The sequence below is a fragment of the Pseudomonas sp. Ag1 genome (assembly GCF_000278565.1).
In the GTDB taxonomy this organism is placed as follows: Bacteria; Pseudomonadota; Gammaproteobacteria; order Pseudomonadales; family Pseudomonadaceae; genus Aquipseudomonas.
Genome location: NZ_AKVH01000072.1, coordinates 31663 through 49324, shown reverse-complemented (window position 1 = coordinate 49324; position 17662 = coordinate 31663). Strand labels below are relative to the sequence as shown.

The following is a 17662-nucleotide window of genomic DNA, read 5'->3' as shown; positions in this document are numbered from 1 at the left end:
CCGAGCACTAGCGAGGTGCCGACAGGCGGGGCAGAGCCCTTTGCTTACTTTGGGGCTTTTCCAAAGTGAGCCGCTGTAAGAGCGGAACCATAAGCCGCCGTTACCGAAGAAACGGATATGTACTCAGTCAACAATAAACCGCACCCCCGCCCTAACCCGCTCATCCACGGTCAATTCGAAAATATCCGGCCGGGCATAATGCCCAACCACATCATAGTCATACCGCGCCCGCACCAAATCATCCGTATCAATCCGCGCCACCAGCAACCCCGCCCCACCGAGCAATGGCCCGGCAAGAACGTCCCCCATGGGCCCGACAATCACACTGCCCCCCGCGATCAGAGGCCGATCCACCGGCCAGTTCGCCACCTCCACACCCAACGCCTGGGGTGACGCCTGCACCTGACACGCACTCACCACAAAACACCGCCCCTCATGGGCAATATGCCGCATGCTCACCTGCCACATTTCCCGCTCATCCACCGTCGGCGCGCACCACACTTCCACACCCTTGGCGTACATCGCGGTGCGCAACAACGGCATCATGTTCTCCCAGCACACGGCGCCACCGATGCGCCCTACCGCGGCATCAACCACCGGCAACGTCGAACCATCACCCTTGCCCCAGATCAGCCGCTCAGTGCCGGTAGGCATCAATTTGCGATGCCTGGCCACCAACCCGCCAACCGGCTCGAAATACAGCACCGTGCAATACAACGTGCTGCCACTGCGCTCAATCACACCCAACACCAGGCTCGCCCCGGTACGCGCCGACAAGCCGGCAAGCGCTTCGGTCTCCACACCCGGCACATCAATCGCATTGGCAAAATACCGCGCAAAGGCCTCGCGCCCTTCAGGCAGGCGATAACCCAGCTGGGTGCCGAAGCCCTCACCCTTGGGATAACCCCCGAGCAACGCTTCCGGCATCACCACCAGTTGCGCACCGCTGCGCAGGATTTCGTCCTCGTAGGACAGGATCTGTTCCAGGGTCTCAGCCTTGCCACCCGGCAAGGAACCGATTTGCAGCGCAGCCACGGTAGAAACAGGCATCACGATCACTCCGTATCAATGGGGGTTGCCCATTCTCCGGCCAGCGGCAATCATGAATAAAGCCCGCTTCGCTGCTAACTGATATGAGCCATATGAATATCGCCAACGTCGATCTCAACCTGCTGAAAACCTTCGAGGCCCTGCACGACGAATCCAGTGCCAGCCGTGCCGCCCTGCGCCTTGGCGTCACGCAGTCGGCGATCAGTGCAGCCCTGCGCCGCTTGCGCGATGTGTACGGCGATCAGTTGTTCGTGCGTACCGGCCGGGGCCTGGCGCCCACCTTGCGGGCCAATCAGTTGAAGCCGGTGATCAGCGAAGCCCTGGATCGCTGCCGCCAGAGCCTGGCGATGGTGGATCCCCAGGGCAATCACTATCAGGGCCGTTCGGTGGTGGTGGGGTTATCGGATGATTTTGAAATCGCCTACGGCCGGCGGCTGATTGAAGAGATTGCCCGGCGTGCGCCAAAGCTGCGGTTGATGTTCCGCCAGACCCACAGCCAGATCGTTGCCGACGCCCTGCTCGACCGCAGCCTGGACCTGGCAATCACCGCCGGCGGGTTTGCAGAGCGCCGGTTGAGCCGGCAGGTATTGGGGGAAGGCCATTACGCGTGCCTGGTGGACCCCGACAGCCTGGCGCCGGGACAACAGGCCATCGACCTCGACGAGTTCGTCAGGCGCGAGCATGTGCTGGTGTCATCCGGCGGGTTTATCGGGATCACCGACGAGGGCCTGGCCGCGCAGGGGCTGAGCCGCCACGTAGGTGCCTCGACCACGCACTTCGCGGCGCTGCCGTTCCTGCTCAAGGGCAGCCAGGCGGTGGCGACCATCCCCGGCCATGCGGCCCAGGCCATCGCGCAGATGACCGGACTGAGGGAGCTGCCTTGCCCGCTGGCGCTGCCGCGTTACCCGGTGGAGCTGGGCTGGCGCACCCAGGCGCAACTGGATCCGTTGCTGCTCAAGGTGCGCGAGGCAATCGAGGCTTGTTTTACTTCGCCGCCATCAGGCGATTGACTTCACTGCGCACCATGTTCGAGAACTCCGGCGGTGACATGCCGTCCAGTTCTGCACGCACCCATTCGGCCCATTTGCCCTTGCGCTTGGCGCGTTCGCCAAACAGGCGGGCGGCCTCACCCTTGGCCTTGCCCAGGTTGCTTTGCCAGAGGTCGTAGAGACGGGACTTTTCATCTTCCAGCGCGGCGCGCTCGGCGAGGGGCTTGTTGGCCAGATTGAAGCTCATGTTGAATTACCTGCTGCACAAATAGGTGACATCTTACACTGTAGGTTGAAATTTCCTGGCCTGGATTTCTCCTAAGCTGACCACAGGAAAAAAACTGCAACTTTTGCCCGCTTCAAACACTCCATTCTTCATCAAGCGCATTCATTGCCACATTCACCCGCAAGGAGTTAACCCAATGGCTCGCAAATCTGCCGCCCAAGCCGTCGAAGACCAAATCAAGGACCAAGCCTTCAGTGAGCTGACCGCACTGATCGAAGAATCGGACAAGCTGCTCAAAAGCAGCGCGTCACTGGTGGGGGAAGAAGGTGAAACCCTGCGTGAACAGGTCGCCATCAAGCTCAAGCAGGCGCTGGACTCGGTGTCCAACGTGCGCGAGCGCAGCAAGCCGGTGGTGGATGCCACCGAAACCTATATCGGTGGCCACCCATGGCAGACCGTGGCGATTTCCGCCGGGTTTGGCCTGGTAGTCGGCCTGTTGCTGGGCCGCCGCAACTGATCTGATGCAACGGCTGCGCCCTCCCCGGGCGCAGCTCGCTTCACGCCTGTGCCAACACCCGCAACCGACTCAATTCCTGCGTTTCGATCTCGATCCCGCCTGACAGCGACTTCGCCCGTGTGCGATGGCGCCGATCCCCCGGCAAACGCCGCAACCCTGCCGCATGCATCTGTCGCACCAGCTCCTGGCTGCGCTCGGCGAAGCTCTGCCCGGCGGTCTTGCTCGGGTCGATCACGATCAGCAACTGGCCGGTCCATGGCGTACGGGCGCCGGGGTGATCGGACCAGTTGAACTCAAACGAGAAGTTACCGCCCGTGAGGGCCGCGGCCAGCAGCTCGACCATCATCGACAGGGCCGACCCCTTGTGCCCGCCAAACGGCAGCAGTGCGCCGCCTTCGAGGATCGCCTTGGGGTCCTGGGTCGGCTGGCCGAGGCTGTCCACGCCCATGCCGGGTGGCAAGCGCTCGCCCTTGCGCGCGGCAATCTGCACGTCGCCATGGGCGATGGCGCTGGTGGCCAGGTCAAACACGATCGGCAGGCCATCGGCGCGGGGCGCGGCGAAGGCAATGGGGTTGGTGCCGAACAGCGGGCGGTCGGCGCCGTGGGGCACCACGCAGGTCATGCTGTTGACCACGCTCAAGGCCACCAGGCCTTCTTCAGCAAAAGGCTCGACATCCGGCCAAAGCGCCGCGAAGTGGTGGGAGTTATGGATCGCCAGCAAGGCAATCCCGGCACTGCGGGCCTTTTCCACCAACAGCCCACGGGCGGCTTGCAGTGCGGGCTGGGCGAAGCCGTTAGCCGCATCCACGCGCACAAACCCGCTGGCCACATCCTCGACCACCGGCACCGCCTTGCCGTTGACCCAGCCACTGGCCAGGGTCGAGACGTAACCGGGGATACGGAATACACCGTGGCTGTGGGCACCGTCGCGCTCGGCGCTGGCGCAGTTCTCGGCCAGCACCTGGGCCACATCGGCCGACGTACCGTGGCGGACAAACACCTGGCGCAGCAGGTCGGTCAATTGCGCATAACTGAGTCGCTCTGATGAAGACTCGACATCCAAAGGCGATGCAGACATCTGAAGCTCCCGTTTAATTATTGGAATGGGCAACAGCGTACAAGAATCGGTCCGTCGATTAGACAGGGTTTGCCCCATGGCTGTCGACAGGGAGCGCCAGACATATCTAGCCCCTCGTGGCGCCAGGCCTGGATAGGTTGCAGGCACGCAACTCTTCAAGGATCAGGATGATGAGCCACACCCCTCTCCCGTATTTTTTCCCCGAAGCCATGCGCGTGGGCTGGAGGGCGCTGGACCGTGAGCGCCAGCTGAACATCGACAGCAGGGACATCGAGTTTCTCGGCAAGGTGTTTTTTGCCAGCGATGCAGGCCGTCGCCAACAGTCGCCGCCAATGATCGCGCAGCGCATCTGGTTGAATAAAAGCACTGCCAATGCCGTCGAACTGGCCGGCAGCTTCATGATGAGTTCAACCAGCGCCTACCCACATGCCTGGCTCTACACCCCGTACGGCGGCCTGGAAAAATTCGACAGCCCCGCCCACTTGCTGACAGCACTGACCGAGCGCTTGAAAACCCCGGACAGCGCCACGCAACTGCTGTACTTCCTGCCCTTGCAGCAACAACCATCGCCGCTACTCGACAACCGACTGGTGCTGACACCGGAGGCCATGCTCGGCGACGTATTGGGTGAACAGGAAAAAACCCTCAGGCGCTATCAGGAGAATAATCGCCAGGCGCTGCTGGCGGCGTTGAAACAGTTGCCCGCCCTCGGCGCCCTGCTTTCAAAACTGCTCGAAAGCGTCTGCCGCCCACTGTTCCCCGGGCTCAGCCCCGGCGAAGCCCACGTGAGTTTTTTCGCCATACAGCCCGTTGGGTACACGGTGCCTCGCTGGATCGACTCGCTGCAACTCAATGACGCGGTGCTGTTGTACTACCGTGAACAAGCCTGGCCCGCCGGGCAAACCCGGGAGTTTTTCCACCCCAAGCGGCCTACCGACGCCAAGGCCCGCGACACGCAGCGTTGGGAAACCGCGATCAAACAAGCAGCCGGCCAACTGATCCCGTTCCTGCACAGTACACTGGAGACGTTCTGGAACAGCGAGATCGCACCGGGCGTGTCGCGTCGGGCCTGGTTCGCCCGGGCCATGGCCGCCAATGCGCAACTGGATCTGCTGTTCAAGCGCCAGCAATCCATCATCAGTCCGGAGCAAAGCCGCGCATTGGCAGCGCTGTACTCTTCCCGGGGTAACGAGGCCCCCCCGAACAGCCAGACGCTGCGCGTCGAGAACGTACAGATCTGGGAGCAGCCGAGCAACGCCGTCGAGCTGGCCAGCACCTTGATGATCGGCAATTCGCAGACCTTTCTCTACACCCCCGAGAAGGGCCTGCAGGTGCTCGGGACCTACGACGATCTGATGGACACCCTCAAGGCCATGGTCAAGGCGCCAGGCTATGAAGACGACCTCTACAACCTGATGTCCCTGGAGGAGCGGGCGCTGTTTGTAGGGTTCAAGACGCCGCAGTTTTCCGGTACTCCCATCGCCGGCAATCTGTTTGAGCAGGTGCTCGAAACCATCATCGGCAAGCAGCAACAGAACCTACGCTACGCGCTAGATCTGTACCGACGCACCCGCGCCGGCATTGACCCCTCCGCCTTGCTCGACTACGCGCTGGATGTGCGGTACATGATCGACAGCCACCTCCCGGGCCTGGATACCGCGGGACGCTGGACGCCTCATTCGGTACTGGCCGACCCGACTCGCCCGGTGTCGCTGGCCGCCGAACGTGCCGCCCTGCTGCAAAAGCAGATGACCGATATCCAGGACACGCTGGCAACCCAGGTGCGAGCGCAACCCACATTGGCCAACACCGTCAATCAGGCGCTCACCGCCGAGTTCAACCGCCGCGGCTTGGCTGGCCACGATCCCGGCAAGATCTACGTCAATCGCTACGCCGCCAGCGCAAGCGCGACACGCGCCACTGCGCCCCTGGAAAGCCAGAGCCTGCGCAGTTACTTTCTTGCGCGCCTGATACACAAGCGCGGGCCGATTCCGCAAACGCCGCACTATGGCCTTTACGCCAGCCAGGGCGATGGGTCTGTTACACCGCTGGGCGGCCTGGACATAGCGCAAGCCAACGCAGTGCTCGATGCCGCACTGGTCAAGTTTCATCACTCCAACATTGCCGATATTCCCCGCGAATACCTGGAACAGCTCAAGGCGCCGATGGCCCATGCCATGGCGGTGGCGATCCAGGGCGAAGCCAGGCTCAGGCGCCTCAACAACAGCCTGGACGCGCGTGATGAGGCGATCGCGCAGACGGTGTTTGATCTTCAACACCCTGATCGCCGCCGGCGCCAGGGCCTGGGTGGATTCATCCCGGATGCCTATGCGTTGACCGTCGAACCCGAGGGCCTGACGCAACGGGTGCCCCTGGCGCATTGCTTGATGCTCACCGAACGCGGTGGCCTGGCCCCGTCCCACTCAGGCCGGGCCGTGCTGTGGACGCCGGCGCGCGGCCTGGAGAGTTTCGCCAACGTCAGCCAATTGCAGACAGAACTGCAACGACGACTGGCCGCGCCGGACCTTCGCAGGCAGCTACTGGCCAATCTCGACCCGCGCTATCTCAAACCGCACCAGGCCTGCGCACTCGGTCAGTTCATGCTGATCAACGGCGCGGTCGCACAGCACTGCCAGCAGTCCTGGATTGATCATTACAGGGCACAACGGGCTCACTGCCTCACCCTGACGCTCTCAGGGGACGCCTTGCTGAAGCGTCTCGGGGGGCTGGAAAAGGCCCTGCCGGCCAACGACCTGGGCCATGCCTCACAAATCGCCCAGACCTTCATGGCACAACAATCACTGCCCGCCTGGCTGGGGATGGCGTCTGTCAGCCAACAGCGTCGCCATGTCGAAATCCTTGAGCAATACCGCCACAGCCTCACGGACGACAAGGATTACCTTGACGATTTCCTGCCGCTGCCAGCGTATCTCGGCAGCAAGCTCATCGACTTGTTGCAGCCCTATGACGTGCGCCCGCAAGACGTCTACATCCTGCCCAAGCTGGTATTGGCCGGCCAGCGGCAGAACCTGGTGGACTACGCCCTCAATCACGTCAGCCAGCAAGCTGCTGCATTCGATGTCGAGTCCACAGCCGCCGGCCTGACACCTGCTGTGGTGCGCCAGATCCTCGCGCGCCTGCCCCTCAAGCAGGACCACCAGGCTTGCCTGGTCGAAAAACTCACCCCGGGCAAGCCGGGCGCAGACGTGCGGGAGCGCCGGTTTATTCGGCAACTGCCCTGGCAACTGTTGCAAAATGCCCACGCGCTGAGGCTGCAGGAACTGTTATCACCCGCGGGCCTGAGCCTGGTCGAACAGGTCCTCGACATGCCGGACGCGCTCGCCCGCGCAGCGGTCGAGGGCGCGACCTCGACAGTGCGTCCGCTGGAGTTGATCGCCACGGCGGGGGCCCGGTCCATCAAGGCCCTTGGGGTCTACTTGATCAGTGCCGTCGAAAGCACTCCGCTGGTGATGTATGCGCCCTATGGGCCGCAACAGGCGTTCCAGGAGTTCGACAACGAGGCGGATTTGATTCGCCGGCTCAACCTGCCCGGCCCCTTGCAGGACTGGGTGATCGGTCGCCTGCCAGAGGCTGAGCAAGCCACGTATAGACACCTCTGGGCCAGCACGGTCGGGGGAACCTCGGAAATCACCCTGGGGGCCAATCCGATCAGGGGCCACGCCCTCAAGCAGTTGTACCGCGACAACATCGGATTGATCTCGAACCTGTTTGAACAGCAATCCCAGGCCAACGGCCGGTCAGCCTGGGACACCCTCAAAGCCTTGTTCAGCAGCGGACTGCAGCACGCGCAGGCGTTGCTGCCGGGCAAGCTGATGGTGCCGCTGGTGATCTGGCAAAGCTACAAACTGTTCCAGGCCTCTGCCGAAGACTTGCAGCAACACCGCTGGCGCGAGGCGCTGCAAACCTTCATCGGCGGTGTCGCGCAAATGGCTTCGATCCGCGCATTGATGGATGAACCCTCGACACCAGGCCCCGCCCCCGCGCAACCCGCGCCGACGCAAACGGCCAGTGCCTGGCACGACATCGACGTCACCGCCCGGGCCCGAACCCGGCTGCAAGCGTACGAAGCCTGCGACATCAGCCTGGAGGGCCTGACGGCAGGCAACACGGGCGTCTACACAGCGACGGACAACCGGCATTACCTGCCGTGCGCAGGCAAGGTCTACCGCGCCAGGCAGGTCGAAGGCCATTGGCGGCTTTTCAGTGCACGGTCCAAAGGACCGTTTGTGCGCCTGGATGCCAACCGCAAATGGACCCTGGACCCGGGCGCATCGGTTCGCCGCCACGGCCCCGGATGGAGTGCAATGATGGACCGCCGTGAGGTGCGGACAGCCGTGGACCAGGTGATGAACGTCGAGGCCCGCGGCCTGGCCGAGATTCGGCGTGTGTCGCCCTCCAGGGCCCAGGCGATCGTCGAGGCACTGGACCTGGCAACCTTCTACCTGCACAACTGCCAGCAGAACCTGAAGCTGCTCGACCACCAGTATCCGCCCGTGACCCGGGTGCATCGCTTTATCAACCGCTTCTTCGGCATCCCGATAGACGCCGACACCGGCCCGGCCAAGTTTCCGGAAGCCCTCGCGCAAAAACTCATGGACACGGTGACCGCCCTCCTCGATGAGGCGCTGGAGCCGACACTCTACTCGCTCAATTCCCGGCGTTTCGTCTCCGGTGCGCATATTGCCGAACCCGAACGGCACTGGGCGTTTACCATCGACGGCGACCCGGATCGACGCATCTACCTCACTGAAAACTTCTTCAACCCGCCTACGGCCGATTTCGAAGGGCGCCTGATCAATCACTTCGACCAAAGAGCCCATGCCCGCGCGGCCACCTTGATTCATGAGTTGACTCATATCGTGAGCAATACCGCCGACGTCGCCTACCTCAATTCCACATCACCTTTTTCCGACCTGATTGAAGTACAGACCCAAGCCGGTCGCGATCTTCAGGACTGGCTGCGCAACGTGCAGGAGAATGCGTACTCGATCAACACGCCAGTGGGGCAGTTGTTCAAATCAGCGGACGCGTGGGGGGCTACCGGATCTGATCTGGGAACCGACCCGGAAGATGACTACATCAGGCAGCAGATTCTTGCCACGACCGGAGGCGTGGACTTGAGCAATGCGCGGGGAATTTTCAAAACCAACCTGACGCGGCGGTTCAACACACAGATGGATAACGCCGACTCACTGACCTTGCTGATCACCACCCTGGGGCGCCAGCTGGACCCCGTGCCTTCGATTGCCGAAGCCACGCCGTAACGGACAGGGTGCGGGCGGAATGCCCGCACCCGTCAGTTCATTCAGTCTTTCTGATCGCGCAACACATTGCCCGACTCACCATCGATGCGGAACTCATAGACCACGCCATCGGCCTTGCGCCCCTCACCTTCCCAGTAGCCATCGTTATCGGCTTCGATCTTGTAGATCTGGACGTAACCAGCCTTGGTCTTGGCGGTCTCGATGGCTTTTTCGATGGTGATCCAGCCTGCGCCCGGTTTGTCCGCCAGGGCGGCTCCAGCACTGAGCAAGGCGGTGGTTGCGACAACGGCGGCTAAGGTTTTCTTAAGCATTTTCGTGCTCCATTAGGGAGTGAGTGTTACCTGTCCTGAATTTTTTAGGGCCCTGCAGACGAGAATTAGTTCCAATTGATGTGCATTCGCCATGATGGCTGTTCTCGCCGTCCTGCTGTGGAGGTTAGAATGTCGGAAATCAGGATGAGTTAATGACAGATAAGTCCCTATCAGAAGCCGAATACGACGCCATCACCGATGCCGCTGCGCACTGGTGCATGCGTCTGCACGCTGGCGATTGCACGACGGCGGAGCGTCAGGCCTTCGAGCAGTGGCACGATGCGCATCCACTGCATGCCTTCGAATACGCCGCGATGCTGGAAATCTGGGACGTTGCCGATCACTTGCCCCGCAGCGAGCCGGCCCCCGTCGTGGCGCGGCGACAACCTCGCAGCCGTTTGAGGAACTACGCGGTAGCGGCGGCGATATGCCTGGTGGCCTTGCCACTGGCGGCCTTTACCGGCTGGGAAGCAGGCTGGCTGCCCAGCTCGTACAACCATTACGAAGCTGAAAACAGCTTGCGCCTGGTCACCCTTGACGACGGCAGCCAGGTTGAACTGAACCTGGGCACCGAACTGGTCTACAGCAACTTCAAGGATCAGCGCCGGGTTACCCTGAAAAAAGGCGAGGCGTTTTTCAAGGTCAGCCATGACGCGCAGCATCCGTTTATCGTCCACGCCGGTGACGGCCAGGTTCGGGTGACCGGCACTCAGTTCAATGTCTGGAAATACGAAGACCATGTGCGGGTCATGCTGCTGCAAGGCTCGGTGCTGGTGAGCAGCGACGACGCCCACAGCGGCCTGCGCCTGTCACCCGGGATGCAGGCCAGCTACAACCGTGGCGATGCCAGCCCCCAGGCCCAGCCGATTGCCCCGGGCGACACGGCCCTGGCCTGGCGTGAAGGCAAGCTGATCCTCGACAACCTGGCCCTGGCCGACGCGTTGCCGTTGATCAACCGCTACCTGAGCAAACCGGTGATGCTGGCCGACGCCGGCACCGGCGCGATCCGCATTGGTGGCATCTACAACATCAACGAGGTGTCCAACCTCGTCCCCTCCCTGCCCAAGGTCCTGCCGGTCTACCTGACCCAGAACCAGGACGGCAACCCTGTACTCAATTCGATTCCGCGCAAGACCCCAAAGAGCTGAGCCAGGGTCATGGGCTGCGCCCTCCTCCCGGATCCCGCCTGCGTCAAATCGTCCATTTTTGAAACACTTGCACCGGCTGAGCTGACAGCCGGCTGCGGAGTGCCGGGTTTACGGCGCGCAGTGTTTCATCCCTGAGACACCTGCCAGGCGGGCTGGACAAGGGCCCGCTGTCTCACAGTTGAAACACATCCACTGCGCATTCTTTCCCCCGCGCTCATAACCCCATGTATGTCATCACAAATTCAAAAGCGGCACAGCTCCTGCTCTCTTCCTGACAGCGCTGTTTAGGGTCAGCGCCAAGAATAAGGAATGCCGTCGTGAAGACACTTAATCCAGGCTCGTTGAGCCTTCTGCTGATCAGCTGTGTACTGAGTACCAGCGTGAGCCTCCCGGTGCTCGCGGCAGGCGACGGTGTGATCGTGATTCAGCGCACCGTCCAGGGCCACATGGCTGGCCGCACCGCTGGCGTCGATCCCAACCCGGTCACCGTCAATGCCAATTCTTCTCCACAGATCCTGCGGGCCACCAGCGAGCTGAGCGACAACGACTACGCCAACATCAGCAGCGGCTCCAGCATCACTCGCGCCATCCTGCCTGGCGGCAACCTTCCCGGCTTGACCAACAACGGGGGTGGCGTAGGCCTTGGTGGCGGCGCAGCGGCCGGCCATGGTGGCGGCTCCAGCCTCTCGGGGCAGATCAACGGCTCAATCTCCCGCGGCATGGCGCCTTTGAACAATATCGGCAGCCTGACGGGAGGCCAGTGAGATGAACCATTCCTGGTTGTTCCTGGCGATCCTGGGCTGCTCGGCAGCCATGGCTGACAACAGCGCAGTGATCGACAACTCCGGCAAGCAATACAACGGCATCGTCTCGATCAACCAGGCGGCCGGCAATCAGCAACAACAGCTCAACAGCCGCGCGATTTCGGCGGGCAGCAACTCCCAGGCGGGCGGCGCCCTCAGCCAGACCATCGGCGGCGCACCGGCCGATCGCTCCCAGAACGCCAAGGTGGCGATCCAGGGCAACTCATTCAGCAATGGCAGCGGTGTACTGGGCGTCAACCAGTCGGCCGGGGCCAGCAACCAGATGATCAATGCGGTGCGGATCAGCGTGAACGCTGGCCCGCAAAGCATCGACGACAGCGTCATGTCGCAACAGAACGTGGCGCTGTCACCAAACTCAGGGTTCACCTCTACCACTGGCAGCCGCCAGGTCGTCACAAGCGACCAGGCCTTCACCGGCAGCCGTGGAGTGGTACAGGTGAATCAGAGTGCCGGGGTGGGGAACCGCATGGCTAACGCCCTGAATGTGCAAATCCAATGATTCATTGGAGCTCGAAGCTGGACCGTACCAACACTTAACCAACTAATTAGAAGCAAGGGGAAATACCATGAAAACTACAATGGCTCTTAAACCACTGGCCTTCGCTCTCGCTGCAATCATGGCTGCCGCCGCACATGCCAACCCACCTACTCATCAGCCTACCGCTGCAGTAGCCGCCGTTTCCGATGCGCAATCGAGCAACCACAATGGCGTGCTCAACCTGGGCACCCAGAACAACGCGTCGGCCAACAACTCGTTGAACGGCAGCAGCGGCAACGCCCAGGCCAACATCGCAGCCGGTGATGGCAACCAACAAGACAACCAGACCGCCATTGCGGCCGGTGATGCAGATGCCGTGTTTGCCCAAGCTACCATTACCCAAGACAACCGCAACAACGTCTCGGTGCAAGTGGCTACCCACAACAACGCTTCGCTCAACAACTCGGCCAACGGCAGCTCCGGCAACCTGGGTGTGAGCGTTGCCGCGGGTAACTTCAACCAACAGAAAAACCAACTGGCAATTGCTTCTGCCAGTGGTGCCGCCGCCGCTGCTTCGAGCAACACCACTCAAACCAGCGTCGACAACACCTTCCTCAATACCGTGGCCACTCAGTCTGGCCCATGGGGCAGCCACACTTACCTGCCTGTCGTGAACAACGCCAGCGCCAACAACTCGCTTAATGGCTCTTCGGGCAACCTGGGCGCCAACATTGCTGCAGGCGTGGGCAATCAGCAGGGCAACACCACTGTGATTTCCTCCGGCGTACGTTTCTGATGCAACGGGGCCTTGGCAACAAGGCCCCTTTTTATTCCAGTGTCCACCAGGCCATTCGATCATGCGGATCATCGCCCTCACCCTCCTGTTATTGCTCACCGGCCCGACTTGGGCGGGGCAAATGGCGATTGCCGCCATGCCCGGCGGTGGCGTGATCTTCAAGAAGGTCGAGAGCATCCGTGAACGCAAGTTCGCCAACCTGGTGGAACAGAAAACCGATTTCAGCTGCGGTGCCGCCGCCTTGGCCACCATCCTGCGCCAGGCCTACTGGATGGATGTGGATGAAGACCACATCATCAAGGGCATGCTGGTCAACGCCGATCAGGACCTGGTGCGTACCCAGGGCTTTTCGATGTTGGACATGAAGCGCTACCTGGAAAGCATCGGCATGCGCGCCCGGGGTTACCGGATCAATGCAGACACCCTGCTCACGGTGAAGATCCCGGTGGTGGTGTTGCTGGAGATTCGCGGCTACAAGCACTTCGTGGTGATGCAGCGCGCCGACAAGGACTGGGTGTACATCGGCGACCCGGTACTGGGCCATAAACGCTATGCCCGCGACGACTTCGTCAAAGGCTGGAATGGCATCGTCTTCGCGGTATTGGGCGAAGGTTATGACAAGACCAACGTGCTGCTCGACCCGCCCACCCCACTGACGGCGAAAAACAGAATCAATGAGTTCAGTCCGGTGCGGGACAGTGAATTGATGGACTTCGGTTTTATCCAGAGCGACTTCTTCTAGAAGCGCAATAAGGGGCAGGACGCTCCAGGAGCAAACGATGAACACTTACCGTTGGCTGACGGTCATGTGCCTGGCAGCCTCAATGCCCGCTTATGCGTCATCGGTGTTCAAACCGATTGAAATAAAGGACTCGGAACTGGCTGACCTGCGTGGTCGCTACGTGATGCCGGGGCGGATCATCAGTTTTGGCATCGTGATGAGCAGTACCTGGACCAATGCCGCCGGCGACAGCGTGACCGGCTCGGCCAGCATGAACGTCAACGCGTCGACCGTCACCCCGCAGTTTTATGTGCAGGTAACCGACAGCCCCACCAAAGTCTCGCCCAACCAGCCGAATGGCACCGGCACGGTGGTCGGTGGTGCCGGCCTGGGCAGCGGCCAGGGCGTGACCCAAAGCGTGCGCGCCGCCGGCGATGGCAACACCGCCAGCAATAACGTGAATATCAATGTGAACCAGAATGGCTTGTCGCCGGCCAATGTCGTCCAGTCCGGACAAGCCCTGGTGGCTGGCCAGTCGGTCACCGGCAGCACGGGTGCCGGCCAGGTCACGGTGTCGGCCGCCAATGGCGGGCTGCAAATGGCGATCCTGGCCAACAACAATCAGGGCAATTCGTTGCAGCAGATCGGCGCCGGTAATGTCCTGCAAGGCACGGTTTTGCAGGGTAACAGCAACTTTGTGAGCAACATGACGCAGCTCAATGTGGTGCTGGGCAACAACGGTTTGAACAATTTGGGGCAGAACCTGAACCTGAATCAACTCAGAGGCCTACGCCCTAACGGTTATTGAACTACGCTGTGCCTCGACACTTGCGCATTAGAAAGGGACGGCTTATTCCATGCATCGATCGCTATCGTTACGTGCCGTAATTTGTTTAAGCACGCTCCTGCCCGCATCCATGTTGTATGCCGCGCCGGACACCGACATAGACACATTGAAAAAGGAATTGCTGGAGCTCAAGCAACGCTACGAAGTGCAGCAAAAAGCACTGGCAGTGCTGGAGCAACGGGTACGCCAGGTGGAAGAACAACCGGTGGCGCCGCCGCCCAAACGCCTGGCCAAATCCCCGGCAGACTTCCAGAAAGGCGGCACCACGGTGGCCGGCAACACGCCGGGAGTCGGCGCGACTGCGGCCTCGGGCGGTGCAGCCGGTGGCGCGTCCTACGGCCAGTCCCTCAAGGATGATTCGGCCCCGGCACAGAGCGTGAGCAACTTGTATAACGAGGCCAGCGGGTTCTTTGGCAACGGCAAGTTCAGCTTTGAAACCGGCGTCACCTATTCCCGCTACGATGCCCGCCAGTTGACCCTCAACGGCTTCCTGGCGCTGGACTCGATCTTTCTCGGCAACATCAACCTGGACCGGATCAAGTCGGATAACTGGACCGTCGACCTCACGGGCCGCTACAACCTCGACAACCGCTGGCAGTTCGATATAAACGTGCCGGTGGTGTACCGCGAGTCGACCTATCAGTCCGGTGGTGCCAACGGTGGCAGCGGCACCGCGACCTCGGAACAATCGGTCACGCGTGACCCGACTATCGGCGACGTCAACTTCGGGATTGCCTACAAATTCCTCGACGAGAGCGTCAACCTGCCGGATGCCGTGGTGTCGGTGCGGGTCAAGGCGCCCACCGGCGAAGATCCGTTTGGGATCAAGCTGGTCCAGTCATCCAGCAACACCAACCTTTTCGTGCCGGAAAGCCTGCCCACCGGCAACGGTGTGTGGTCGATCACGCCGGGTATCTCGCTGGTCAAGACCTTCGACCCGGCGGTATTGTTTGGCTCGCTGTCGTACACCCACAACTTCGAAGACTCGTTCAGCGATATCAGCTCCCAGGTCGGCCAGAAGACCCCGGGGAAAGTGCAGTTGGGCGACAGCTTCCAGATCGGCGCTGGCGTGGCGTTTGCGCTGAACGAGAAGATGAGTATGTCGTTCTCGGTGTCCGACCTGGTGCAACGCAAGAGCAAGCTCAAGCCGGATGGCGGCGACTGGCAGTCGGTGGTTTCCAGCGACGCCAACGCGGGTTACTTCAACGTGGGCATGACGATTGCGGCGACCGACAACCTGACCATCGTGCCGAACCTGGCCATCGGGATCACACCGGATGCGCCGTCGTTCAGCTTCAGCCTGAAGTTCCCGTATTACTTTTAAGGCATGACAACGGGAAAAGCCCCGCAACGATAAGGGTCGTTGCGGGGCTTTTCGGTTTACCCGCCCTAGCGGATCTGGTGTTTGTGCAGCAACCGGTAGAACGTCGGCCGGGAAACCCCCAGCACACGGGCCGCGACACTCAGGTTGTCGCTGTGCCGGTTGAGCACATCGCACAGTGCCTGGCGTTCAGCACGGTGCTTGTAATCCTCCAGTGTAGCCATCGGCAGCGCGATTGCCTGCTGGCTTTGCAGTCCCAGATCAACGGCTTCGATTTGCCGCCCTTCCGCCAGTACCAGGCCCCGCCGCACGCGGTTGGCCAACTCGCGCACATTGCCCGGCCAACCGTGCTCGCCCATGGCCACCAGTGCGTCTTCACTGAAGCTGCGGGGACGGCGGCCGGTTTCCTGGCTGTAGAAGTGTGAAAAATGGTTGGCCAGCATCGCCACGTCACCGTGGCGCTCGCGCAACGGCGCGGTGACCACTTGCAGGACGTTGAGCCGGTAATACAAGTCTTCGCGAAAAGTGCCCTTTGCCACCGCGGCTTCCAGGTCGACGTGGGTGGCCGCCAACACGCGTACATCCACCGCAATCGGCTGGCTGCCGCCGACTCGCTCGATCTGTTTTTCCTGGAGAAAACGCAGCAGGTTGGCTTGCAGCTCCATGGGCAAGTCGCCGATCTCATCGAGAAACAGGGTGCCGCCGTGCGCCGCCTCGATCCGCCCCACCTTGCGCTGATGGGCGCCGGTGAAGGCGCCCTTCTCATGGCCGAACAGTTCGGACTGGATCAGGTGTTCGGGAATCGCCCCGCAATTGATCGCCACAAACGGCTTGGCATGGCGCTGGGATTGGCGATGCAAGGTACGCGCGACCAATTCCTTGCCGGTGCCGCTGTCGCCACGGATCAACACCGGGGATTCAGTGGGCGCCAGCTTGGCGAGCAGCTTGCGCAATTCCCGGATCGGACGGCTGTCCCCCAGCAACTCGTGTTCCGGCTGGCCCGCAGGCGCGTTGTTGCCCTTGCCCCGCAGGCGCGCCATGCCGAAGGCGCGGCCCAGGGTGACCTGCACCCGCGACACGTCAAACGGCAAGGTATGGAAGTCGAAGAACCACTCACAGACAAAATCGCCGACATTCTGCAGGCGCAGCACTTCCTGGTTAAGCACCGCAATCCACTCGGTGCCGCTGCGGCTGATCAGTTCCTTGACCGCTTCGGGTCGCTCCAGGTGAAACGGCTGCAGGCGCAACAAACCCACGTCACAGGAGCGCTCACCCACCGACTCGAGGGCGCAGCTGTCCACGTCCCACCCCGCTGCGCGCAAACCGGGCAATAGCCGATGGCAGTCATCACAGGGATCGACCACAAGCAGGCGGCGCGGGGCAGGTGTAACAATCATGACTATTCCTTGGCGTCAAAATCGTTAAAGTTATTTAAAAACAACTATTTGCAAAGTCTGCTGGTAACCCTAGCAAGATCTTGACGCACCCTTTGTACCGATTCGCTATAAGTCGCGAACGAACCGGGTCTTTTATGTCAGTCGGGTGCGGTCAATTGCCGCGGCGTAACTTTCATGAGGCTTTCAAAATAGCCCCTTACATGACTTTAATCAGGGAAAGTTAAAAAATCTTCTTCTAACATGTGACCCGCACCCGGTGATCGTGCATCAGTACAAGTAACCAGTCGTTAGGCACGCCCAACCAACGGCTTCCACTTGAATGGGCATTTAGAGAGAAGACCCCATGAACGCCCCGCTCCGCATCAACGAAGCTCTTTTGATCGCAGACCGTGCTTTCCAGCCCTTTCAATGTGTGGCCTGGCACGACGGCAACGGCGCCCTGAGCCTGAGCGTCATCGACCGCACCAATACCCGTATCGGTAGCAAGCAGCTGTCTTCCAGCACTTATACCGACCCGGCACAGCTCGAGAACTTGCTGTTGCAGGCCCGTGCCGAACTCGACAAAGATGGCTACCAGTTGCAATCCTGGGCAATGCCCAAGTAACTGAAGCGTGCGTGAGACGGCACCCGAAAGTGTGCCGCCCGGCTGCGCAATATATTGACCCGCACTAACT

General features: G+C 61.3%; 16 protein-coding genes. 11 read left to right on the top strand and 5 right to left on the bottom strand.

Going from position 1 to position 17662, the window contains the following annotated elements; genetic code table 11:
- Positions 1 to 123 precede the first annotated feature (123 nt).
- Positions 124 to 1050 (bottom strand): carbon-nitrogen hydrolase family protein, encoded by a 927-nt coding sequence (locus A462_RS26905; protein WP_008432044.1) that lies wholly within the window; start codon positions 1048 to 1050, stop codon positions 124 to 126.
- A gap of 92 nt (positions 1051 to 1142) precedes the next feature.
- On the opposite strand from A462_RS26905, the gene A462_RS26910 reads away from it, so the two are divergent.
- Positions 1143 to 2060 (top strand): LysR family transcriptional regulator, encoded by a 918-nt coding sequence (locus A462_RS26910; RefSeq protein ID WP_008432042.1) that lies wholly within the window; start codon positions 1143 to 1145, stop codon positions 2058 to 2060.
- Here the strand turns inward: A462_RS26910 and A462_RS26915 are convergent.
- A complete protein-coding gene (locus A462_RS26915) occupies positions 2035 to 2286 on the bottom strand; it encodes a hypothetical protein (protein ID WP_003217960.1) in 252 nt (83 codons plus the stop codon). The genes A462_RS26910 and A462_RS26915 overlap by 26 nt on opposite strands.
- 175 nt (positions 2287 to 2461) lie before the next feature.
- Between A462_RS26915 and A462_RS26920 the strand changes: the two genes are divergently transcribed.
- A complete protein-coding gene (locus A462_RS26920) occupies positions 2462 to 2782 on the top strand; it encodes a DUF883 family protein (protein WP_003217958.1) in 321 nt (106 codons plus the stop codon).
- Between the two features lie 40 nt (positions 2783 to 2822).
- Here A462_RS26920 and A462_RS26925 read toward each other — a convergent pair whose 3' ends face one another.
- The gene (locus A462_RS26925) at positions 2823 to 3860 is read right to left on the bottom strand and encodes an Ldh family oxidoreductase (RefSeq protein ID WP_032898881.1); all 1038 of its coding nucleotides are present in this window, start codon (positions 3858 to 3860) and stop codon (positions 2823 to 2825) included.
- Positions 3861 to 4030: 170 nt separating this feature from the next.
- Between A462_RS26925 and A462_RS26930 the strand changes: the two genes are divergently transcribed.
- On the top strand, positions 4031 to 9145 hold the full coding sequence (locus A462_RS26930) for a dermonecrotic toxin domain-containing protein (RefSeq protein WP_008432037.1): 5115 nt from the start codon (positions 4031 to 4033) through the stop codon (positions 9143 to 9145).
- A gap of 41 nt (positions 9146 to 9186) precedes the next feature.
- On the opposite strand, the gene A462_RS26935 is transcribed toward A462_RS26930, so the two are convergent.
- Positions 9187 to 9456 carry a PepSY domain-containing protein gene (locus A462_RS26935; protein WP_003217951.1) on the bottom strand — a complete coding sequence of 90 codons (270 nt, stop codon included), beginning with the start codon at positions 9454 to 9456 and terminating at the stop codon, positions 9187 to 9189.
- A gap of 152 nt (positions 9457 to 9608) precedes the next feature.
- Between A462_RS26935 and A462_RS26940 the strand changes: the two genes are divergently transcribed.
- From A462_RS26940 to A462_RS26970, 7 genes are all read left to right on the top strand, one after another.
- Positions 9609 to 10604 (top strand): FecR family protein, encoded by a 996-nt coding sequence (locus A462_RS26940; protein WP_008432032.1) that lies wholly within the window; start codon positions 9609 to 9611, stop codon positions 10602 to 10604.
- A gap of 317 nt (positions 10605 to 10921) precedes the next feature.
- Positions 10922 to 11368 (top strand): hypothetical protein, encoded by a 447-nt coding sequence (locus tag A462_RS26945; RefSeq protein ID WP_008432031.1) that lies wholly within the window; start codon positions 10922 to 10924, stop codon positions 11366 to 11368.
- A gap of 1 nt (position 11369) precedes the next feature.
- Positions 11370 to 11927, top strand: a complete 558-nt coding sequence (locus A462_RS26950; RefSeq protein ID WP_008432029.1) for a hypothetical protein — start codon at positions 11370 to 11372, stop codon at positions 11925 to 11927.
- 79 nt (positions 11928 to 12006) lie between these two features.
- Entirely contained in the window at positions 12007 to 12702 is a 696-nt protein-coding gene (locus A462_RS26955) for a hypothetical protein (protein WP_008432027.1), read from the top strand.
- Positions 12703 to 12763: 61 nt separating this feature from the next.
- Positions 12764 to 13444 carry a C39 family peptidase gene (locus A462_RS26960; protein WP_003217941.1) on the top strand — a complete coding sequence of 227 codons (681 nt, stop codon included), beginning with the start codon at positions 12764 to 12766 and terminating at the stop codon, positions 13442 to 13444.
- A gap of 37 nt (positions 13445 to 13481) precedes the next feature.
- Complete coding sequence (locus A462_RS26965) at positions 13482 to 14231, top strand: hypothetical protein (RefSeq protein WP_003217939.1); 750 nt, start codon at positions 13482 to 13484, stop codon at positions 14229 to 14231.
- A gap of 49 nt (positions 14232 to 14280) precedes the next feature.
- Positions 14281 to 15594 carry an autotransporter domain-containing protein gene (locus A462_RS26970; protein WP_008432025.1) on the top strand — a complete coding sequence of 438 codons (1314 nt, stop codon included), beginning with the start codon at positions 14281 to 14283 and terminating at the stop codon, positions 15592 to 15594.
- 65 nt (positions 15595 to 15659) lie between these two features.
- Here A462_RS26970 and A462_RS26975 read toward each other — a convergent pair whose 3' ends face one another.
- A complete protein-coding gene (locus tag A462_RS26975; protein ID WP_003217935.1) occupies positions 15660 to 16988 on the bottom strand; it encodes a sigma-54 dependent transcriptional regulator in 1329 nt (442 codons plus the stop codon).
- Between the two features lie 343 nt (positions 16989 to 17331).
- Here A462_RS26975 and A462_RS26980 point away from each other — a divergent pair, with 343 nt between their 5' ends.
- Positions 17332 to 17592, top strand: a complete 261-nt coding sequence (locus tag A462_RS26980; RefSeq protein WP_003217933.1) for a hypothetical protein — start codon at positions 17332 to 17334, stop codon at positions 17590 to 17592.
- Positions 17593 to 17662: the final 70 nt, after the last annotated feature.